Origin of the sequence: Pseudomonas sp. L-22-4S-12, assembly GCF_009799935.1 — a bacterium.
GTDB lineage: Bacteria > Pseudomonadota > Gammaproteobacteria > Pseudomonadales > Pseudomonadaceae > Aquipseudomonas.
The window spans coordinates 1418871-1434995 of sequence record NZ_WELL01000001.1 but is presented as its reverse complement, the minus strand read 5'-3'; the positions used below and the strand labels follow the sequence as shown (position 1 = coordinate 1434995).

17 protein-coding genes are annotated in these 16125 nt (G+C 63.4%); 8 read left to right on the top strand and 9 right to left on the bottom strand.

Translation table 11 applies throughout. The features are described 5' to 3' along the window. Positions 1-370 (top strand): hypothetical protein (locus tag F3I16_RS21055; RefSeq protein WP_256670075.1); only part of this gene is annotated, 370 nt, incomplete at its 5' end. Between the two features lie 58 nt (positions 371-428). On the opposite strand, the gene msrQ is transcribed toward F3I16_RS21055, so the two are convergent. The 4 genes from msrQ to ilvC form a co-directional block, all read right to left on the bottom strand. Further along, the gene (msrQ, locus tag F3I16_RS06500) at positions 429-1043 is read right to left on the bottom strand and encodes a protein-methionine-sulfoxide reductase heme-binding subunit MsrQ (protein ID WP_160492873.1); all 615 of its coding nucleotides are present in this window, start codon (positions 1041-1043) and stop codon (positions 429-431) included. Further along, entirely contained in the window at positions 1043-2044 is a 1002-nt protein-coding gene (gene msrP, locus F3I16_RS06495) for a protein-methionine-sulfoxide reductase catalytic subunit MsrP (RefSeq protein ID WP_160492872.1), read from the bottom strand. The genes msrQ and msrP overlap by 1 nt, the downstream gene beginning before the upstream one ends. 63 nt (positions 2045-2107) lie before the next feature. Continuing rightward, positions 2108-2923, bottom strand: coding sequence for a CDP-diacylglycerol--serine O-phosphatidyltransferase (gene pssA / locus F3I16_RS06490; protein ID WP_160081832.1), 816 nt, complete (start codon positions 2921-2923; stop codon positions 2108-2110). A 154-nt stretch (positions 2924-3077) separates the two neighbouring features. After that, positions 3078-4094 carry a ketol-acid reductoisomerase gene (gene ilvC / locus F3I16_RS06485; protein WP_160081834.1) on the bottom strand — a complete coding sequence of 339 codons (1017 nt, stop codon included), beginning with the start codon at positions 4092-4094 and terminating at the stop codon, positions 3078-3080. 126 nt (positions 4095-4220) lie between these two features. Here ilvC and ilvY point away from each other — a divergent pair, with 126 nt between their 5' ends. Then, positions 4221-5102, top strand: a complete 882-nt coding sequence (gene ilvY, locus F3I16_RS06480; RefSeq protein WP_160492922.1) for an HTH-type transcriptional activator IlvY — start codon at positions 4221-4223, stop codon at positions 5100-5102. Between the two features lie 39 nt (positions 5103-5141). Here ilvY and ilvN read toward each other — a convergent pair whose 3' ends face one another. After that, positions 5142-5633: an acetolactate synthase small subunit gene (gene ilvN / locus F3I16_RS06475; RefSeq protein ID WP_160081847.1), complete on the bottom strand. Its 492-nt coding sequence runs from the start codon at positions 5631-5633 to the stop codon at positions 5142-5144. A 2-nt stretch (positions 5634-5635) separates the two neighbouring features. Then, positions 5636-7366: an acetolactate synthase 3 large subunit gene (locus F3I16_RS06470; RefSeq protein ID WP_160492871.1), complete on the bottom strand. Its 1731-nt coding sequence runs from the start codon at positions 7364-7366 to the stop codon at positions 5636-5638. Between the two features lie 406 nt (positions 7367-7772). On the opposite strand from F3I16_RS06470, the gene F3I16_RS06465 reads away from it, so the two are divergent. Next, entirely contained in the window at positions 7773-8210 is a 438-nt protein-coding gene (locus F3I16_RS06465; protein WP_160492870.1) for a DUF4124 domain-containing protein, read from the top strand. 18 nt (positions 8211-8228) lie between these two features. Here the strand turns inward: F3I16_RS06465 and F3I16_RS06460 are convergent, their stop codons facing one another. The 3 genes from F3I16_RS06460 to mrcB are packed head-to-tail and all read right to left on the bottom strand — an operon-like array spanning position 8229 to position 11604. Further along, a complete protein-coding gene (locus tag F3I16_RS06460) occupies positions 8229-8558 on the bottom strand; it encodes a YqcC family protein (RefSeq protein ID WP_160492869.1) in 330 nt (109 codons plus the stop codon). Next, positions 8558-9265: a M48 family metallopeptidase gene (locus F3I16_RS06455; protein ID WP_160492868.1), complete on the bottom strand. Its 708-nt coding sequence runs from the start codon at positions 9263-9265 to the stop codon at positions 8558-8560. Before F3I16_RS06455 ends, F3I16_RS06460 begins: the two co-directional genes overlap by 1 nt. A gap of 23 nt (positions 9266-9288) precedes the next feature. Further along, positions 9289-11604, bottom strand: coding sequence for a penicillin-binding protein 1B (mrcB, locus tag F3I16_RS06450; RefSeq protein WP_160492867.1), 2316 nt, complete (start codon positions 11602-11604; stop codon positions 9289-9291). 116 nt (positions 11605-11720) lie between these two features. On the opposite strand from mrcB, the gene F3I16_RS06445 reads away from it, so the two are divergent. The 5 genes from F3I16_RS06445 to F3I16_RS06425 all read left to right on the top strand — a co-directional run bounded on the left by F3I16_RS06445 (position 11721) and on the right by F3I16_RS06425 (position 15669). Then, entirely contained in the window at positions 11721-13283 is a 1563-nt protein-coding gene (locus tag F3I16_RS06445) for a bifunctional aminoglycoside phosphotransferase/ATP-binding protein (RefSeq protein WP_160492866.1), read from the top strand. A gap of 66 nt (positions 13284-13349) precedes the next feature. Next, positions 13350-13694: a pentapeptide repeat-containing protein gene (locus F3I16_RS06440; protein WP_160492865.1), complete on the top strand. Its 345-nt coding sequence runs from the start codon at positions 13350-13352 to the stop codon at positions 13692-13694. Positions 13695-13702: 8 nt separating this feature from the next. Continuing rightward, positions 13703-14464, top strand: coding sequence for a class I SAM-dependent methyltransferase (locus tag F3I16_RS06435; protein ID WP_160492864.1), 762 nt, complete (start codon positions 13703-13705; stop codon positions 14462-14464). Between the two features lie 25 nt (positions 14465-14489). Further along, on the top strand, positions 14490-14762 hold the full coding sequence (locus F3I16_RS06430; RefSeq protein WP_160492863.1) for a TfoX/Sxy family protein: 273 nt from the start codon (positions 14490-14492) through the stop codon (positions 14760-14762). Positions 14763-14868: 106 nt separating this feature from the next. Further along, positions 14869-15669 carry a cyclic nucleotide-binding domain-containing protein gene (locus F3I16_RS06425; RefSeq protein ID WP_160492862.1) on the top strand — a complete coding sequence of 267 codons (801 nt, stop codon included), beginning with the start codon at positions 14869-14871 and terminating at the stop codon, positions 15667-15669. Positions 15670-16125 lie beyond the last annotated feature (456 nt).

Here is a 16125-nt window from a genome sequence, read left to right as displayed (position 1 = left end):
CTCCACAAGCACCCACACGAATTGCTTGATTCAAGTTGTTAAAGAGCGTTTCGATCAAGGCTTTCGTCTCAACCGAGGCCGCGCATTCTACAGCAGCCTTTCTTTCTGTCAACCAGTTTCGAAGAATTTTTCGTTTCTTCTCAACCGCTTGCGCTTCCGATCCGCTTTACGCTTCACATCAGCGGGAGGCGAATTCTACAGCGTTCAAACTCGCTGTCAACCACCTCTTTCAAGCCTCTTCAGCTCTTTCGAACCGAAGCACCGACAGGATCAAACCACCACCCTGCCAGCCCGGCGCATTCTACTCGAATCCGCCACCGCCGCAACCTTTTATTTTCTTCTAACTCTTTGTTTATCAAGGAGTTTTTAGATAAGGCCGCGCCGGAAGAGGTGCGGATTATAGGCCTGCAAAACTTGCCGTCAACACTTTATTGCACAGCCTTCGTCAATCCTGCCAAACGGCCCGATAAGCGGCCCGCCAGAGCTGGCAAACGCAACAACAGCAGCACAGCACCAATGACCGCATAGAGCAGCCACTCACCAATATCCGAACGTACGACCCACAGCATATGCAGCAAGGCCAGGCCCAAGATGAAATAGACGAGCCTATGCAGCTGCCGCCAGCGCTTGCCCAGTCGCCGAATGCTGTACTGATTGGACGTCAGCGCCAAGGCAAGTAACCCGCTAAAAGCCAGCGCCCCGACAATGATGTAAGGACGTTCACGCAGATCATCGAGCAACTGGGTGAAATCCAGCCCGAGAAGAAACAGCAGGTAGCCACAGACATGCAGCAGCACATAACTGAAGCACCACAACCCCAATTGCCGGCGCACCGCTATCCAACCACCCCAGTTCGTCAGACGGCGCAACGGCGTCATCGACAGCGTCAGCAATAGGATAATCAACGCCCCCAGCCCGAGCCGGTCAACCAGCGTCTTGCCGGGATCGGCCCCCAGCGATTGCATCAAGCCCTGATAGAGCCACAGCAGCAGGGGACACGTCGTCGCGACGAATACAGCCAACCGCCAGTTTCGATAGCGCATCAATAGTACTTCCGCAGGTCGAGGTCACTGTAAAGCGCAGCCACTTCGTCATAGCCATTGAACATCCGAGTCGGAATCACATTCGGGCGGAACAGACTGCCCGGCAGGCGACGCTCATTGGCCTGACTCCAGCGCGGGTGATCGACGCTCGGATTGACGTTGGCATAGAAGCCGTACTCGTCAGGCGCCAAGCTCTCCCAGGTGGTTTTGGGCTGGTCTTCAAGCAAGCTGATGCGCACAATCGACTTGATACTCTTGAAACCGTACTTCCACGGCACAACCAGGCGCAGCGGCGCGCCATTCTGATTCGGCAGCACGCGCCCATAGAGCCCAACGGCTAGGATGGTCAGCGGGTGCATGGCCTCATCCATTCGCAGCCCCTCAACATAAGGCCAGTCGATCAGGGAAAAACCGGAGCGCACACCTGCCATCTGCTCGGCTGCAACCTTGGTTTCGAAGCGTACGTATTTGGCCTGTGCCGTCGGCTCGGCCAGCTTGAGCAGCGCGGACAGAGGGAAGCCCAGCCAAGGGATCACCATCGACCAGCCCTCGACGCAGCGCAGCCGATAGATGCGCTCCTCCAACTGATGCGGCCTGACCAGGTTCTCCAAGGACACCAACCCCGGCTTGGCGACCGCCCCATCGATCATCACCGCCCACGGCTCCACTTCAAGCTTGTCGGCATAACGCGCGGGATCGCCCTTGCTGGTACCGAACTCATAGAAATTGTTGTAGTGAGTGACATCCTTGAACGGAGTCAACGCCTCTTCACCGGGGATTACCGCGCCCCAGCGCACTTCGGCAAGCTTGTCGGCGAACCAGGTGGGAGCGGCAGCGGGCTCGACATCGACATAGCGCTGGCTTTCGGCCCGCAGCGACAAAGCGCCCATAGCCGCCAGACCACCGGCAGCGGTCATGAACCTGCGGCGTGACAGATAGACGGCTTCTGGGGTGACGTCGGATTCGCGTGCAGCGGATGCGGGAGGGCTTTTGATCAGCATGATGGCTCCGCGGTTAAGGACGACTGATGCGCCAATAGACCGCGGAGCCGGCAGGAAATTACATCACTGCGCAGCTTTGCGGCGACGCAGCTGCAACAAGTATTGCACCGGACCGGAAGCGGCATAGGCCACGAAGATCAGCAGCAGGATGCGTGGCGGATCGCTGAAGACCACGGCGAACACCAGCACCACGATCAAAATGGCCACGAAAGGCACGCGCCCCTTGAGGTCGAGATCCTTGAAGCTGTGGTACTTGATATTGCTCACCATCAGGGTACCGGCAGCCGCGACCAGCAGGGCGACCACGAAGGCCATGTTCGAGCCCTTGATGCCGAAGTCACTGAACGCCCATACGGTACCGGCCACCAGGGCTGCCGCAGCCGGACTGGCCAGGCCGATGAAGAAGCGCTTGTCGGCCTTGCCGACCATAGTGTTGAAACGCGCCAGACGCAACGCCGCACCGGCGACATAGATGAAGGCCACCATCCAGCCGACCTTGCCCAGACTGCCCAGCGCCCATTCGAAGGCGACCAGCGCCGGCGCCACACCGAAGGCGACCATGTCCGACAGCGAGTCGTATTCGGCTCCGAATGCACTCTGGGTATTGGTCAGGCGCGCCACGCGCCCATCCAGGCCGTCGAGCACCATGGCCACGAAGATGGCGATGGCGGCATGATCGAACTGCCCGTTCATGCCATTGACGATGGCGTAGAACCCGGAAAACAGGGCGGCAGTGGTGAACAGGTTGGGCAGCAGGTAGATGCCGCGATGACGAACCTTGCGGCCTTCGGCGTCCTGCCCTTCTTCCACATGTTCATCGATGGGCAGGAGGCTCTCCTCTTCGGGGGCCTTGCCGGATTCCTCGGGACGTTCGTTCATGAACAATACCTTGCAACGGTTTGATTGGACTTCGACCGGAGCCGGCGAGCCAGGTTCGCCAGCGCCCTGCAAACGAATGGGCTTTATACCAGAAGCCCGAAGCGAGCATAAAAAAACGCGGCCGGAGCCGCGTCTTTTTCGAACGTCGAAAGACTTAGTTCTTGGTCTTGTCGACGATCTTGTTGGCGGAAATCCACGGCATCATCGCGCGCAGCTTCTCGCCGACCACTTCGATGCCGTGCGCGGCATTGTTGCGACGGTAGGCGGTCATGGACGGGTAGTTGGCCGCGCCTTCGGTAATGAACATCTTGGCGTATTCGCCGTCCTGGATGCGCTTCAGAGCGTTGCGCATGGCCTGACGGGATTCAGCGTTGATGACTTCCGGACCGGTCACGTACTCGCCGTACTCAGCGTTGTTGGAGATCGAGTAGTTCATGTTGGCGATGCCGCCTTCGAACATCAGGTCGACGATCAGCTTCAGCTCGTGCAGGCACTCGAAGTAGGCCATTTCCGGCGCGTAGCCGGCTTCAACCAGGGTATCGAAACCGGCTTTGACCAGCTCGACGCAACCGCCGCAGAGAACGGCCTGCTCACCGAACAGGTCGGTTTCGGTCTCGTCCTTGAAGGTGGTTTCGATGATGCCGGTACGGCCGCCACCGACGCCTGCGGCGTAGGACAGGGCGACGTTCTTGGCGTTGCCGGAAGCGTCCTGGTAGATGGCGATCAGGTCAGGGATGCCGCCGCCTTTGACGAACTCGGAACGCACGGTGTGGCCCGGGGCTTTCGGCGCGATCATGATCACGTCGAGGTCGGCACGCGGTACGACCTGATTGTAGTGGATCGAAAAGCCGTGGGAGAAGGCCAGGGTGGCGCCCTTCTTGATGTTCGGCTCGATCTCGTCCTTGTACAGACGGCCCTGGAATTCGTCCGGGGTGAGGATCATGACCAGGTCGGCGTTGGCAACGGCGGTGGCCACGTCGGTCACTTTCAGGCCATGGGCTTCGGCCTTGGCGACAGTGGCGGAGCCCTTGCGCAGACCGATGGTGACGTCGACGCCGGAGTCCTTCAGGTTGCACGCCTGGGCGTGACCCTGGGAGCCGTAGCCGATAACGGCAACTTTCTTGCCCTGGATGATCGAGAGGTCACAGTCTTTGTCGTAGAAAACTTTCATGGTCTTGGCTCTTCTGAAACGAATGGAGTGAGGTGCGCAGCACCGCTAGGGACGCACCTTAAGCGATCCTCCCCATTGCGTAAAATGATATATTTGCAACACAACGTGCCGATATACGAAACGATTATGGATAGCCACGCACTCAGGCTTTTTCTTTCTTTGGCAGACAACCTGCACTTCGGCAAAACCAGCCGCGAACAGCATGTCAGCCCTTCGGCCCTCAGCCGCAGCATCAAACAACTCGAAGATGAACTCGGCGCCCCGCTATTCCTGCGTGACAATCGCTCGGTTCGCCTGACCCGCGAGGGACAGCAGTTTCGCGAATACGCCCAGGAGGTAGTGAACGGCTGGCAGGCCATCCGCCAGACATTCAAACAGGACCAACAGATCCTGCACGGCGAGCTCTCCCTGTATTGCTCGGTCACGGCCAGCTACAGCTTTCTGTACGACATTCTCAGCAGCTTCCGCCAGAACTACCCGCGCATCGAAATGAAGCTGCATACCGGGGATCCGGCCAAGGCCGTCGAGCGCGTGCAGCAGGAACTGGAAGACCTCGCCATCGGCGCTCGCCCGGACAGCTTGCCGGCCGACATCGAATTCCAACCCATAGCTCGCTCCGAGTTGCGCTTCATCGGCCCACAGTCATCCCAACTGCTCAGCGACGAACAGCTGAAGCACCCCAGCGCAGAGACCTGGCGGGACGTACCGATGATTCTGTCGGAAGAGGGGCTGGCGCGGACGCGCACCGACCGCTGGCTGAAGAGCCATGGCATCAAACCGCGCATCTACGCCCAGGTGAGCGGTAATGAAGCCATCGTCAGCATGGTGAGCCTGGGATTCGGTATCGGCGTGGTGCCACAGATCGTGCTGGACAACAGCCCACTGACCGCGCGCATTCGCATCTACGACATCCAGCCCCCACTGACCGCGTACGACATCGGCCTGTTTGCCCTGCAAAAGCGCCTCAAGGAACCGCTGATCGCCGCCTTCTGGAATCGCCAGAAATAAAAAGCCCCGCACTGGGCGGGGCTCTCTGCGGCATGCCGGTCAGATACTCAAGACCTTGTCGCCACGGGCAATGCCGGTGACACCACTGCGTACGGTTTCCAGGATCGACGCGGTGCCGATGGCCTGGATGAAGCTGTCCAGCTTGTCGCTGGTACCGGTCAGCTGAATGGTGTAGACGCTGCTGGTCACGTCGACGATCTGCCCGCGGAAGATGTCGGTGGTGCGCTTGACCTCGGCGCGCTGGGCACCGGTGGCCTTGACCTTGACCAGCATCAGCTCGCGCTCGATGTGGGCGCTTTCCGACAGGTCCACCAGCTTGACCACTTCGATCAGCTTGTTGAGGTTCTTGGTGATCTGCTCGATCACATCATCGTGGCCTACGGTGGTCAGCGTCAGACGCGACAGGGTCGGGTCCTCGGTCGGCGCCACGGTCAGGCTTTCGATGTTGTAGTTGCGCTGGGAGAACAGGCCAACCACGCGCGACAGGGCGCCGGGTTCGTTTTCCAGCAACAGGGAGATGATATGGCGCATGTTCAGGTCCGCTCCGTCTTGCTCAGCCACATGTCACGCATGGCACCGCCGCGAATCTGCATCGGGTACACGTGCTCGCTGGTATCCACGGCAATGTCGAGGAACACCAGGCGGTTCTTCATGGCGAAGGCTTCTTCCATCTTCGGCTTGAGGTCTTTCAGGTCGGTGATGCGCATGCCCACGTGACCATAGGCCTCGGCCAGCTTGACGAAGTCAGGCAGCGATTCCATGTACGAGTGCGAGTAACGGCTGCTGTACTGCATGTCCTGCCATTGGCGAACCATGCCCAAGGCACCGTTGTTCAGGTTGACGATCTTCACCGGCAGGTCGTACTGCAGGCAGGTCGACAGCTCCTGGATGTTCATCTGGATGCTGCCTTCGCCGGTGACGCAGGCCACGTCGGCCTCCGGGAAGTTCAGCTTGACACCCATGGCTGCGGGGAAGCCGAAGCCCATGGTGCCCAGGCCGCCGGAGTTGATCCAGCGGTTCGGCTTGTTGAAGCGGTAGTACTGCGCCGCGAACATCTGGTGCTGGCCGACGTCGGAGGTGATGAAGGCATCGCCCTTGGTCACTTCGCTGAGGGTCTCGATCACGGTCTGCGGCTTGATGATGCTGCCGTCGCCCTCGTTGTAGGGGAACAGGCGGCCGCTGCCGCGCCACTCGTCGATCTGCTTCCACCAGTTGGCGACGGTTTCCTTGTTCGGGGTCTCGCCGATTTCCTTGAGGATGGCGACCATCTCGGTCAGCACGCTGTCCACCGGACCAACGATCGGGATGTCGGCCTTGATGGTTTTGGAGATCGAAGCCGGGTCGATGTCGATGTGGATGATCTTGGCGTTCGGGCAGAACTTGGCGCCGGTCTCGCCGTTGATCACGCGGTCATCGAAACGCGCACCGACAGCCAGGATCACATCGGCGTGGTGCATGGTCAGGTTGGCAGTGTAGCTGCCGTGCATGCCGAGCATGCCGACGAACTGACGATCGCTGCCGGGAAAGGCGCCGAGGCCCATCAGGGTGTTGGTCACCGGGATGTTGAGCATCTTGGCCAGTTCGGTGAGCGGCTCGGAAGCGCCACCCATGATCACGCCGCCGCCGGAGTAGAGCACCGGACGCTTGGCCGCCAGAAGCATCTCGGCCGCCTTGCGGATCTGCCCGGAGTGCCCACGGGTAGCCGGGCTGTAGGAGCGCAGCTTGACCTTCTTCGGGTAGCTGTATTCGAACTTCTGCGACGGATCGCCCATGTCCTTGGGAATATCCACCACCACCGGACCGGGGCGACCGGACTGGGCAAGGTAGAAGGCCTTCTTGATCACTTCGGGGATTTCCGAAGGATGCTTGATGATGAAGCTGTGCTTCACGATCGGACGGGAAATACCGACCATGTCGGTTTCCTGGAAGGCATCGGTACCGACCACGGTGCTGGGCACCTGACCGGAAATGATGACCATCGGAATCGAGTCCATGTAGGCGGTAGCGATGCCGGTGATGGCATTGGTCGCGCCTGGGCCGGAGGTCACCAGCACCACGCCGGGCTTGCCGGTGGCGCGGGCATAGCCGTCGGCCATGTGGGTAGCAGCCTGCTCGTGACGCACCAGGATATGGGTCACTTCCGGCTCTTTGAACAGGGCATCGTAGATGTGCAGGAGGGCACCGCCCGGGTACCCATAGATGTACTTCACGCCTTCGTCACGCAAAGAGCGGACGACCATTTCAGCGCCGGATAAAAGCTCCACGTTGTTCACCTCTAGAACGCCAGATTACCACCCGTCAACGAGTGGTCCTTGAAGTAGGTCTTACAGGTCAGCAAACGGGCGGCGACTGTGGTCGCGGGTACTACGAGGTCTGCTTGACGTGTAGCGGAACGGCCCAATCTTGCGGGGCCCCTCCTTCCCAGCGCGAGGTAACGCGTTGCGGGTGTAACGGGGGTCGGCACGGGTAGCGCCTTTTTTCGCTGAGCTGGAGGACACTTGCGGCGGACTCCACTACAGCAGAGCCTGGGATTGTTCTGATTCGTGCACACTAAGTCAAGTTATCGCGCACGGAAACTTCGTCCGATAGCTGTGATGCGGCGCAGGATGACGTTTGCCGGGTTTTGGTTATAGTAGCCACCAGGTTCCGCAGCCAATACAAGGACACAACATGCGTCGCATGATTCTCACGGGCAGCCTGCTGCTCGCCCTGAGCGCTACTGCCTCGGCCGGCCAGATCTACAAATGGGTAGACGCCCAGGGCAACACGCACTTTGGCGCGCAGCCGCCCGAGGGCCAAGCGGCTGCGGAGGTGAACCCCAATATCACCCAACCCAAGATTGCTCCACCGGCCGCCACACCCAAACTGGACGCCCCCCAAGCAGATGCCAAGCAGGAGGCGCTTGACCAGGAAGCCAGACAGGCTGCCGCCAAGCACCAAAAAGAACTGGATACTTACTGCGAGCAGGTTCGCAAAGACCTTGCTCAGATGAAGGCGAACCCACGCGTGCGGGTCAAGGTCGGCGATGAAGTCCGCCGCATAACCGAAGAAGAGCGCCAGGACCGCATGAGCAAGAGCGAAGCGGCGATCAAGGAAAACTGCCAGTAAGTCGCCTAACTCCGCGCCTCAACCCGCCTCGCCGATCAACCGATCGAACTCGCCCAGCGCATCGAGCAGGGCGAGCACTCGTCCCTCCTGCCCCGCATAGACCTGCTCGGCCATGAACCGGATACCCGACGCACGGGGCAACGGCCCGGCCGATTCGACCAGCGCCCTCATCCGCAACAGGAACACCCACTGCAGCCACGCCTCGAACGGCAGGGTGTCCACGCAGAAAGGTTCCTGACTGGCCAGCGCTTCGTCTGACGGCGGCGTCGCCATCCACCAGCCGAGCACGCGCAACTCACGCTCGATCAGCAGCAGCTGCTGGGCTATTGCCGGCAAGCGTGCATCCATCACAGGTTGACCTTGGCCCGCTCGCGCGCCTGGGCGGCACCGGCCGGGTCACCCTGGCGCTCACGCGCTTGGGCAATCAAGCCCCACAGACCGGCCTGCAGCGCCGGACGACCACTGGCCAGGGTCAGGCCACGGCGGGCGAACTGCTCGGCCTGGGCCGCATCCCCCTGGGCCAGGCGCACCTCGGCCAGGCGATACAGCACCTGCGGCTCGCGCGGCGCAATGCGCTGGGCACGCTCCAGGCTGGAGGCGGCACCATTCAGATCGCCACTGCTCTGCTGCTGCTGGGCAGTGGTCAGCAGCGCCAGCACCGGGCCATCGAGCTGCTCGTCCGCAGTCAGGCTGCCGCCGGAGGGAATGCCGCTGGGCATGCTCGGCGCGCTGGGCTGGTAGCTGCCAGCCGAGGAAATCGGCCCGCTGCTGAGCGGCGCCGAACTGATACTGGAAGGCATGGAACTGCTGCCGTCCGGATAGGTCTGCAGCGGTGCCGAGGAAACCCCGCCCGGCACCATGACCACCACACCGGAGTCCTGCGGCAGGCTCTGCGCCTGCGCCGCCGCAGTAGCCGGCTGATAATCGCCCGCCCCCTGCTCATCCGCCTGCAACGAACCGCTGGCATCCACGACCGGGATCGATCCCCGCTGCACAGTGGTACAACCGCTCAACACCGTCGAGGCTACAACCGCGCACAACCACCACTTGCTCATTCGCTTCCTCACTCTGGGCGGACTCAGTCGAGCCAGCCGCGTACCCAATCCATTACCGCCTCATCCGGCGCCATGCCACAGGCTGCGCCCGGGGCCGGCTCGCTGCCGCGAATATACGGCATCTGTACCGCATTCGGACAACCCGGCGCCGAGCCCTGCCCCGTCGCAGCATCCACCCAGGCCAGGGTGACATTGTCCGGCTGCGGCATGTCCAGCGGCAGCGGGTCGGCCTTGGCCATCAGCCCGGTCCACACCTGCAGCGCACCGGTGGCGCCGGTCAGCGGCGTCTTGCCGTTATCGTCACGACCGAGCCAGACCACCGCCAGCAGATCCTGACTGAACCCGGCGAACCAGCTATCGCGCGAGTCGTTGCTGGTACCGGTCTTGCCGGCCAGGGTCAGCGACGACGGCAGCTGGCTGTATACCGAGCGCCCGGTACCCTCGCGCATCACCCGCTGCATGGCGTTCTGGGTGAGGTAGATGGCACCGGCGTCGAAACGCTGCTGAATCTGGAAGGGATAGCGCTTGAGCGGTTCGCCTTCGGCCGTCAGCACGCTGCGAATGCCGCGCAACGGCGTATTAAAACCGCCATTGGCCAGGGTCTGGTACATGGTCGCCACTTCCATCGGACTCAGCGCCCCCGCGCCCAGCAGCATCGACGGGTAGGCTGGCCACTCGCGATCCACACCCAGGCGCTCAAGAGTTTTGAGTACATTCGGCACGCCCAGTTCCAGGCCGAGCTTGGCGGTCGACAGGTTGTAGGAATTGGCCAGGCCCTGATACAGATAGATGGTGCCGTGGGCCTTGTGATCGTAATTCTGCGGGCGCCAGACTTGTCCGTCTTGGCCCTTCACCGAGAATGGCTCATCGGCCAGCCAGCTGGTCAGGGTGTACTGACTGGGCCGCTCCAGCGCCGTCAGGTAGACCGCCGGCTTGATCAGCGAGCCGATCGGTCGCACCGCATCCAGGGCCCGGTTGAAGCCGGCGAAACGCGGCTGACGGCTGCCGAGCATGGCCTGGATCTCGCCATTCTCCGGATTGGTCACCACCATCGCCGCCTCGACCTCGTCCACCCCCTTGCGCCCGCCCAGGCGCTTGAGCGTCTCGCTCAGCGCCGCCTCGGACTTGAGCTGCAGGATCGGGTCGAAGCTGGTGAAGATGCGCAGCCCTTCCTCGGTCAGGTCCTCGTCGCGGTAATCCTCGCGCAGCTGGCGCTTGACCAGGTCGAGGAAGGCCGGGAACGAACTGTCGGCCAGGCTGCCGCGCTGGGTCACGCCCAACGGCTGCTGCTTGGCATGGGCCACCAGTTCGGCACTGACCACGCCCTGCTGTTCGAGCAGATCGAGCACCAGATTGCGCCGTTCCAGGGCGCGCTCGGGGAAGCGCCGCGGGTTGAAATAGGTCGGCCCCTTGACCATGCCGACCAGCAGCGCGACTTGGTGCAGCTTCAGCTCGCCCAACGGCTGGCTGAAGAAATACTGGCTGGCCAAGCCGAAGCCATGCACCGCGCGCTGGCCGTCCTGGCCGAGGAACACCTCGTTGAGGTAGGCCTCGAGGATTTCCTTCTTGTCGTAGTGCAGCTCCAGCAGGACCGCCATCATCGCTTCGGTGGCCTTGCGGGTCAGGCTGCGCTCGCTGGTCAGGTAGAAGTTCTTCACCAGCTGCTGGGTCAGGGTGCTGCCGCCCTGGCGCAACTGCCCGGCGGTGGCGTTGATCCAGACGGCACGGGCGATGCCCTTGGGCGAAACGCCGAAGTGGTTGAAGAAGTCGCGGTCTTCCACCGCCACCAGGGTTTCCACCAGATAGGGCGGAGCCTGCTCCAGCTTGATCAGGATGCGGTCTTCATGGTGCGCCGGGTACAGGCCGCCGATCAGCAAGGGCTCCATGCGGGCGACATCGAGCTTGCTGCCGTTGCCCTGGTTGAGCCCGGCCACATAAGCGCCGGAGAAGCGCACGCGCAGGCGCTGCGCCGGCTCGGCGCCTTCATAGAACTGGAAGCCGCGGGTATGCAGATCGACCACGTTGCCGTTGACCACCGCCGCACCCGGGCCGTCGGCCGCGCTTTCGCGGCGGTAGCCGAGGGCGTCCAGTTCGGTGAGGAAGTCCTGCTTGGCCAGCTTCTGCCCGACGAACAGCTCCAGCGGCCGCGCGTAGACCTTGGCCGGCACGGTCCAGCGCTTGCCGGAAAACTTCTCCTGCACCACGGCATCCAGGTACACGGCGAAGCCGGCGAGCACAACCAGGCCGACCAATGCGAGTTTGAGAGCCCAGCCAAGCCAGGGACGGGAGGCGCCGGAGCGGCGCTTGGCGCTTTTGCGCGGAGTACGGGAACGAGTCATGGCGCGGCATTATACGCACTTTGCCGAGGCCCAACAGGCGCGCCCCGGCGGTTTGCAGAGCGCCGCACAGCGGCCATAATGCCGCTTCCGAAACACCCGAAAAGCAAGGAATGACCGTGAGCCAAGCCCTGATTGCCGCCCTGCAGAACCCGGCCCTCTACCCCCACCCGGTGGAAGGGTTCCAGGTCATCGAGACGCACATCTCCTGGGTGCTGCTCACCGGCCCCTTCGCCTACAAGATCAAGAAACCGGTCAACTTCGGCTTCCTCGACTTTACCGGCCTGGACGCCCGCCAGCACTTCTGCGGCGAAGAACTGCGCCTCAACCAGCGCCTGACCCAGGGCCTGTACCTCGACGTGCTGCCGATCACCGGCAGCGAGAGCGCGCCGCAGCTCGGCGGCGACGGCCCGGTCATCGAATACGCCCTGAAGATGCGCCAGTTCCCGCAGAGCCAGCTGCTCAGTGCCGTGCAGGCGCGGGGCGAACTGAGCGCCGCGCATATCGACGCCCTGGCCAAGCAGATCGCCGACTTCCACGGCCGCACCCCGGCCGTGCCCGCCAGCCACCCGCTGTGCTCGCCCGGCGCGATCATGGCGCCGATGCGGCAGAACTTCGAACAGATCCGCCCAATGCTCGGCGAAGCCGCCGACCTGCGCCAGGTCGACGCCCTGGAAGCCTGGACCGAGGCCAGCTTCGCCCGCCTGGAGCCGCTGCTGGCCCAGCGCGCGGGCAACGGCTCGATCCGCGAATGCCATGGCGACATCCACCTGGGCAACGCCACCCTGCTGGACGGCCAGGTGGTGCTGTTCGACTGCATCGAGTTCAACGAGCCGTTCCGCCTGATCGACATCGCCTCGGACGCCGCCTTCCTCGCCATGGACCTGGAAGACCGCGGCCTCAAGGCCCTGGCCCGACGTTTCGTCAGCGCCTGGCTGGAACACAGCGGCGACTACGCGGCACTGGAGCTGCTCAACTTCTACAAGGCCTACCGCGCGCTGGTGCGGGCCAAGGTCGCCCTGTTCAGCCTGGCGCACCAGAGCGACGCCGAACAGCGCGCCGCCACCCTGCGCCAGTACCGCAACTACGCCAACCTGGCGGAAAGCTACAGCGCCATCCCCACGCCGTTCCTGGCCATCACCACGGGCGTCTCGGCGGTCGGCAAGAGCCACGTGGCCATGCGCCTGGTCGAGGCTCTGGGCGCCATCCGCATCCGCTCCGACGTCGAGCGCAAGCGCCTGTTCGGCGACCAGCCGGCCGCCGCCCGGGGCGAGCTGCATGCCGGCATCTACAGTGCCGAGGCCAGCAGCGCCACCTACCAGCGCCTGCACCAGCTGGCCGAGCAGGCCCTGCACGCCGGCTTCCCGGTGGTGCTCGATGCCGCCTACCTCAAGCGCGCCCAGCGCGCCGCCGCCTGGCAGGTCGCCGAACAGAACGGCGATCCCTTCCTGATCCTCGACTGCCAGGCGCCGCAGGCGGTGATCGCCGGCTGGCTGCAGCAGCGCCAGAGCGAAGGCAACGACCCCTCCGATGCCACCCTGGAAGTGATCGCGGCCCAGCAGGCCAGCCGCGAGCCCCTCGACGAGGACGAGCAGGCGCACAGCAAGCGCGTCGACACCCACGACAGCGCCAGCCTGGACAGCCTGGTCGAGCGCATCCGCCAGCGCCTGCCCGGGCTCTGACTGCGCACTCCGGGCAGGCCGGCGCACAGCTTCTATACTGGCGTCGAACCCTGCCCGGAGCCCTCCATGAGCCAGCCACGCCAGCTCGATTGCCCGCTGTACCGCCTGATCCACTCGGAGCAGGTGCGCGACTTCAACGCGCAAAAGCCCAAGGACAAACCGGTCGACCTCAAGGGCGGCGATTTTCGCGGTATCGACCTGCGCCTGCTGGATGCCGCTGGCATCGACTTCTCCGACGCCTACTTCCGCGGCACCGACCTGCGCGGCCTGGACCTGCGCCAGGCCTGCCTGGAAGGCGCCAGCATCGCCCATGCGCAGATCTCCGGGGCCTACTTCCCGGCCGAGCTGAGCGCCGACGAGATCCTCATGTCGCTCAACTTCGGTACCCGCCTGCGCTATCGCACCCGCTGAGGCGGCCCATGAGCGAAGTCGCCCGCCTGTTCGGTGCCCGCGCCGACGCCTACGCCAGCTTCCGCCCGCACTACCCGACCGCCCTGTTCGACTGGCTGGCCGCCAACAGCCCCGGCCACGCGCGCGCACTCGACATCGCCTGCGGCAGTGGCCAGGCCAGCTGCCCGCTGCGCCGCCACTTCCGCCAGGTGCTGGCCTGCGATGGCAGCGTCGAGCAGCTGCGCGCCGCCACCGACCTGCACGGCATCGCCTGCTTCGCCGCCAGCGCCGAGGCCCAGCCCCTGGCCGCTGCCAGCATCGATCTGATCGTGGTCGCCCAGGCCCTGCACTGGTTCGCCACCCCGGCCTTCTTCGCCGAAGTGCGCCGCCTGCTCAAGCCCGACGGTTTGTTCTGCGCCTGGTGCTACGGCCTGCTGCGCATCGACAGCCAGCTGGACGCCGTGCTCGACGACTTCTACCAGCGCACCCTCGGCCCCTACTGGCCGCCCGGGCGGGCCAGCGTCGACGCCGGTTATCGCGACATCCAGGCGCCGTTCCCGCGCCTGCAGCCGCCGCCCTGCGCCATCGAACTGCAGTGGGATCTGCCGCAACTGCTCGGCTACCTCGGCACCTGGTCGGCCGTGCAGCGCCTGCAACAGGCCAGTGGCCGCGACCCGCTGCGCGACCTGCGCCCGCGCCTGGAAGAAATCTGGGCTGACCCAGGTCAACGGCGTTTTGTCCGCTGGCCGCTACACTTCCTTGCAGGTTTGCCCAATAACACTCATCAGTAGCTGCGCAGCAACGCACGGAGGCGCAATGAACGATGAACTACAACACCTGAAGAACCTCGGTAAGACCTCGGCGCAATGGCTGCATGCCGTTGGCATCCACAGCGCCAGCGACCTGCGCCGCCTCGGCGCGGTAGACGCCTATCGGGCCGTGCGCGCGCGCGGCTTCCGCGCCTCCAAGGTGCTGCTCTATGCCATCGAAGGGGCGCTGCTGGATGTGCACTGGAGCGAATTGCCGCCCGCGCACAAGGCCGAACTGAACGGCAAGGTCGACTCCCTCGCAACAAGCAACAAGAGCTAGCTCACAACCTCCAAGCGCCGCGATTTACCTGGCGTGCGGCGCCATCTATTGTTGCCGGGGCGTGCGTGCCTTATCGTCAGTCCAGCCAGTTCAAGGAATTTGAGTCATGTACCTACTCGGGGAGCAACCGGCCTACGCCGACCAGCTGATCCAACGCCTGCAGAGCATTCCTGCACAGCTGCTCGAAGGCCTGCAGCCCAGCGGCGCGCCCTTGCGTCTCGAACAGGTCGAAGACCTGGCGCAGATCCTGCCCGGCAACCAGCTGTACATCATCAACAACGGCCTATTGCATGCGCTGGTCGACGAGCGCCCGCTGTTCTACCTGCAGGAAGGCGACCTGGTCGGCCTGCGCCAGGGCCACGACCTGCCCAGCTGCCGCTACAGCAGCGAAGAACAGCTGACCCTGACGCCCTACGCCCGCGCCGACGTGTTCCGCCACATCAACGCCAGCGAACAGCGCCAGGAGCTGCTGATCCAGTACCTGATCGGCCATACCGCCCTGCTTTCCGACGCCCTGGCGCGCCTCAAGCAGCCGGAACTGCGCCCGTCCACCGGCTTCCAGCATTTCGCCGCCGGCGAAGAACTGATCCACCAGGGCGACGAGGCCGACCACGTCTTCGTCATCATCGAAGGCCACGCCGAAGCCCATGTCGACGGGCAGAAGGTCGGCGACGTGCAGAAGGACGAGATCTTCGGCGCCATGGCCGTGTTCACCCGCGAGAAGCGCAGCGCCACGGTGATCGCCAGCGAGCCCTGCACCGTCATGGTCATCCCCAAGGACCAGTTCCTCAGCCTGATGCAGAGCAACCCGCGCATCGCCCACAGCCTGATCGAGAGCATGGCCCGGCGCATCGACCTGCTGAACAAGGAAGTCACCCAACTGCGTCTGCAGCGCGAACCAGCCTAAGGCTCTGAGGCGTCAGCCAGTCCCCCAGCAACCCCGGCCCCGCGCCGGGGTTTGTTTTTAGCTATTACCTGTTACGCGCTGCTACGCCGCGCCGTTGTTTGGCTCAGGCGCTCGCGGTGGCTGCTCTGGCTGTTCGTGGGAGCGAATTCATTCGCGATCAGGGCCTACGCCGAGCGGCCGGTTTATCGCGGATAAATCCGCCCCCACTCAAGCGCGATGGCCTGTGCAACACGCTATTGGGACATAGCCTTGTTTTCCCGGTGCAGACGGCCAATCGAAAATAATTCTCATAAAGCATTGACACCAAAATGAGAATCGTTATTATTGACTCAACTGATCGCGAGATCAGCCGGTAAGCTGGGCAGCCAAGCAGTCGGCTCTTCAGATTATCTCCTCATCAGGCTAATCACGGTTATTGACCCGGCACTTTGCCGGGTCTTTTTTTGCCCGCGAGAA

What these genes read in the sequence shown, in the direction of transcription:
- F3I16_RS06455 (WP_160492868.1), bottom strand. Translation starts at nt 9,265, where the DNA reads ATGAGCAAGTGGTGGTTGTGCGCGGTTGTAGCCTCGACGGTGTTGAGC.
- ilvN (WP_160081847.1), bottom strand. Translation starts at nt 5,633, where the DNA reads ATGCGCCATATCATCTCCCTGTTGCTGGAAAACGAACCCGGCGCCCTG.
- F3I16_RS06430 (WP_160492863.1), top strand. Translation starts at nt 14,490, where the DNA reads ATGAACGATGAACTACAACACCTGAAGAACCTCGGTAAGACCTCGGCG.
- F3I16_RS06440 (WP_160492865.1), top strand. Translation starts at nt 13,350, where the DNA reads ATGAGCCAGCCACGCCAGCTCGATTGCCCGCTGTACCGCCTGATCCAC.
- F3I16_RS06465 (WP_160492870.1), top strand. Translation starts at nt 7,773, where the DNA reads ATGCGTCGCATGATTCTCACGGGCAGCCTGCTGCTCGCCCTGAGCGCT.
- F3I16_RS06435 (WP_160492864.1), top strand. Translation starts at nt 13,703, where the DNA reads ATGAGCGAAGTCGCCCGCCTGTTCGGTGCCCGCGCCGACGCCTACGCC.
- F3I16_RS06425 (WP_160492862.1), top strand. Translation starts at nt 14,869, where the DNA reads ATGTACCTACTCGGGGAGCAACCGGCCTACGCCGACCAGCTGATCCAA.
- msrQ (WP_160492873.1), bottom strand. Translation starts at nt 1,043, where the DNA reads ATGCGCTATCGAAACTGGCGGTTGGCTGTATTCGTCGCGACGACGTGT.
- msrP (WP_160492872.1), bottom strand. Translation starts at nt 2,044, where the DNA reads ATGCTGATCAAAAGCCCTCCCGCATCCGCTGCACGCGAATCCGACGTC.
- mrcB (WP_160492867.1), bottom strand. Translation starts at nt 11,604, where the DNA reads ATGACTCGTTCCCGTACTCCGCGCAAAAGCGCCAAGCGCCGCTCCGGC.
- ilvC (WP_160081834.1), bottom strand. Translation starts at nt 4,094, where the DNA reads ATGAAAGTTTTCTACGACAAAGACTGTGACCTCTCGATCATCCAGGGC.
- ilvY (WP_160492922.1), top strand. Translation starts at nt 4,221, where the DNA reads ATGGATAGCCACGCACTCAGGCTTTTTCTTTCTTTGGCAGACAACCTG.
- pssA (WP_160081832.1), bottom strand. Translation starts at nt 2,923, where the DNA reads ATGAACGAACGTCCCGAGGAATCCGGCAAGGCCCCCGAAGAGGAGAGC.
- F3I16_RS06460 (WP_160492869.1), bottom strand. Translation starts at nt 8,558, where the DNA reads ATGGATGCACGCTTGCCGGCAATAGCCCAGCAGCTGCTGCTGATCGAG.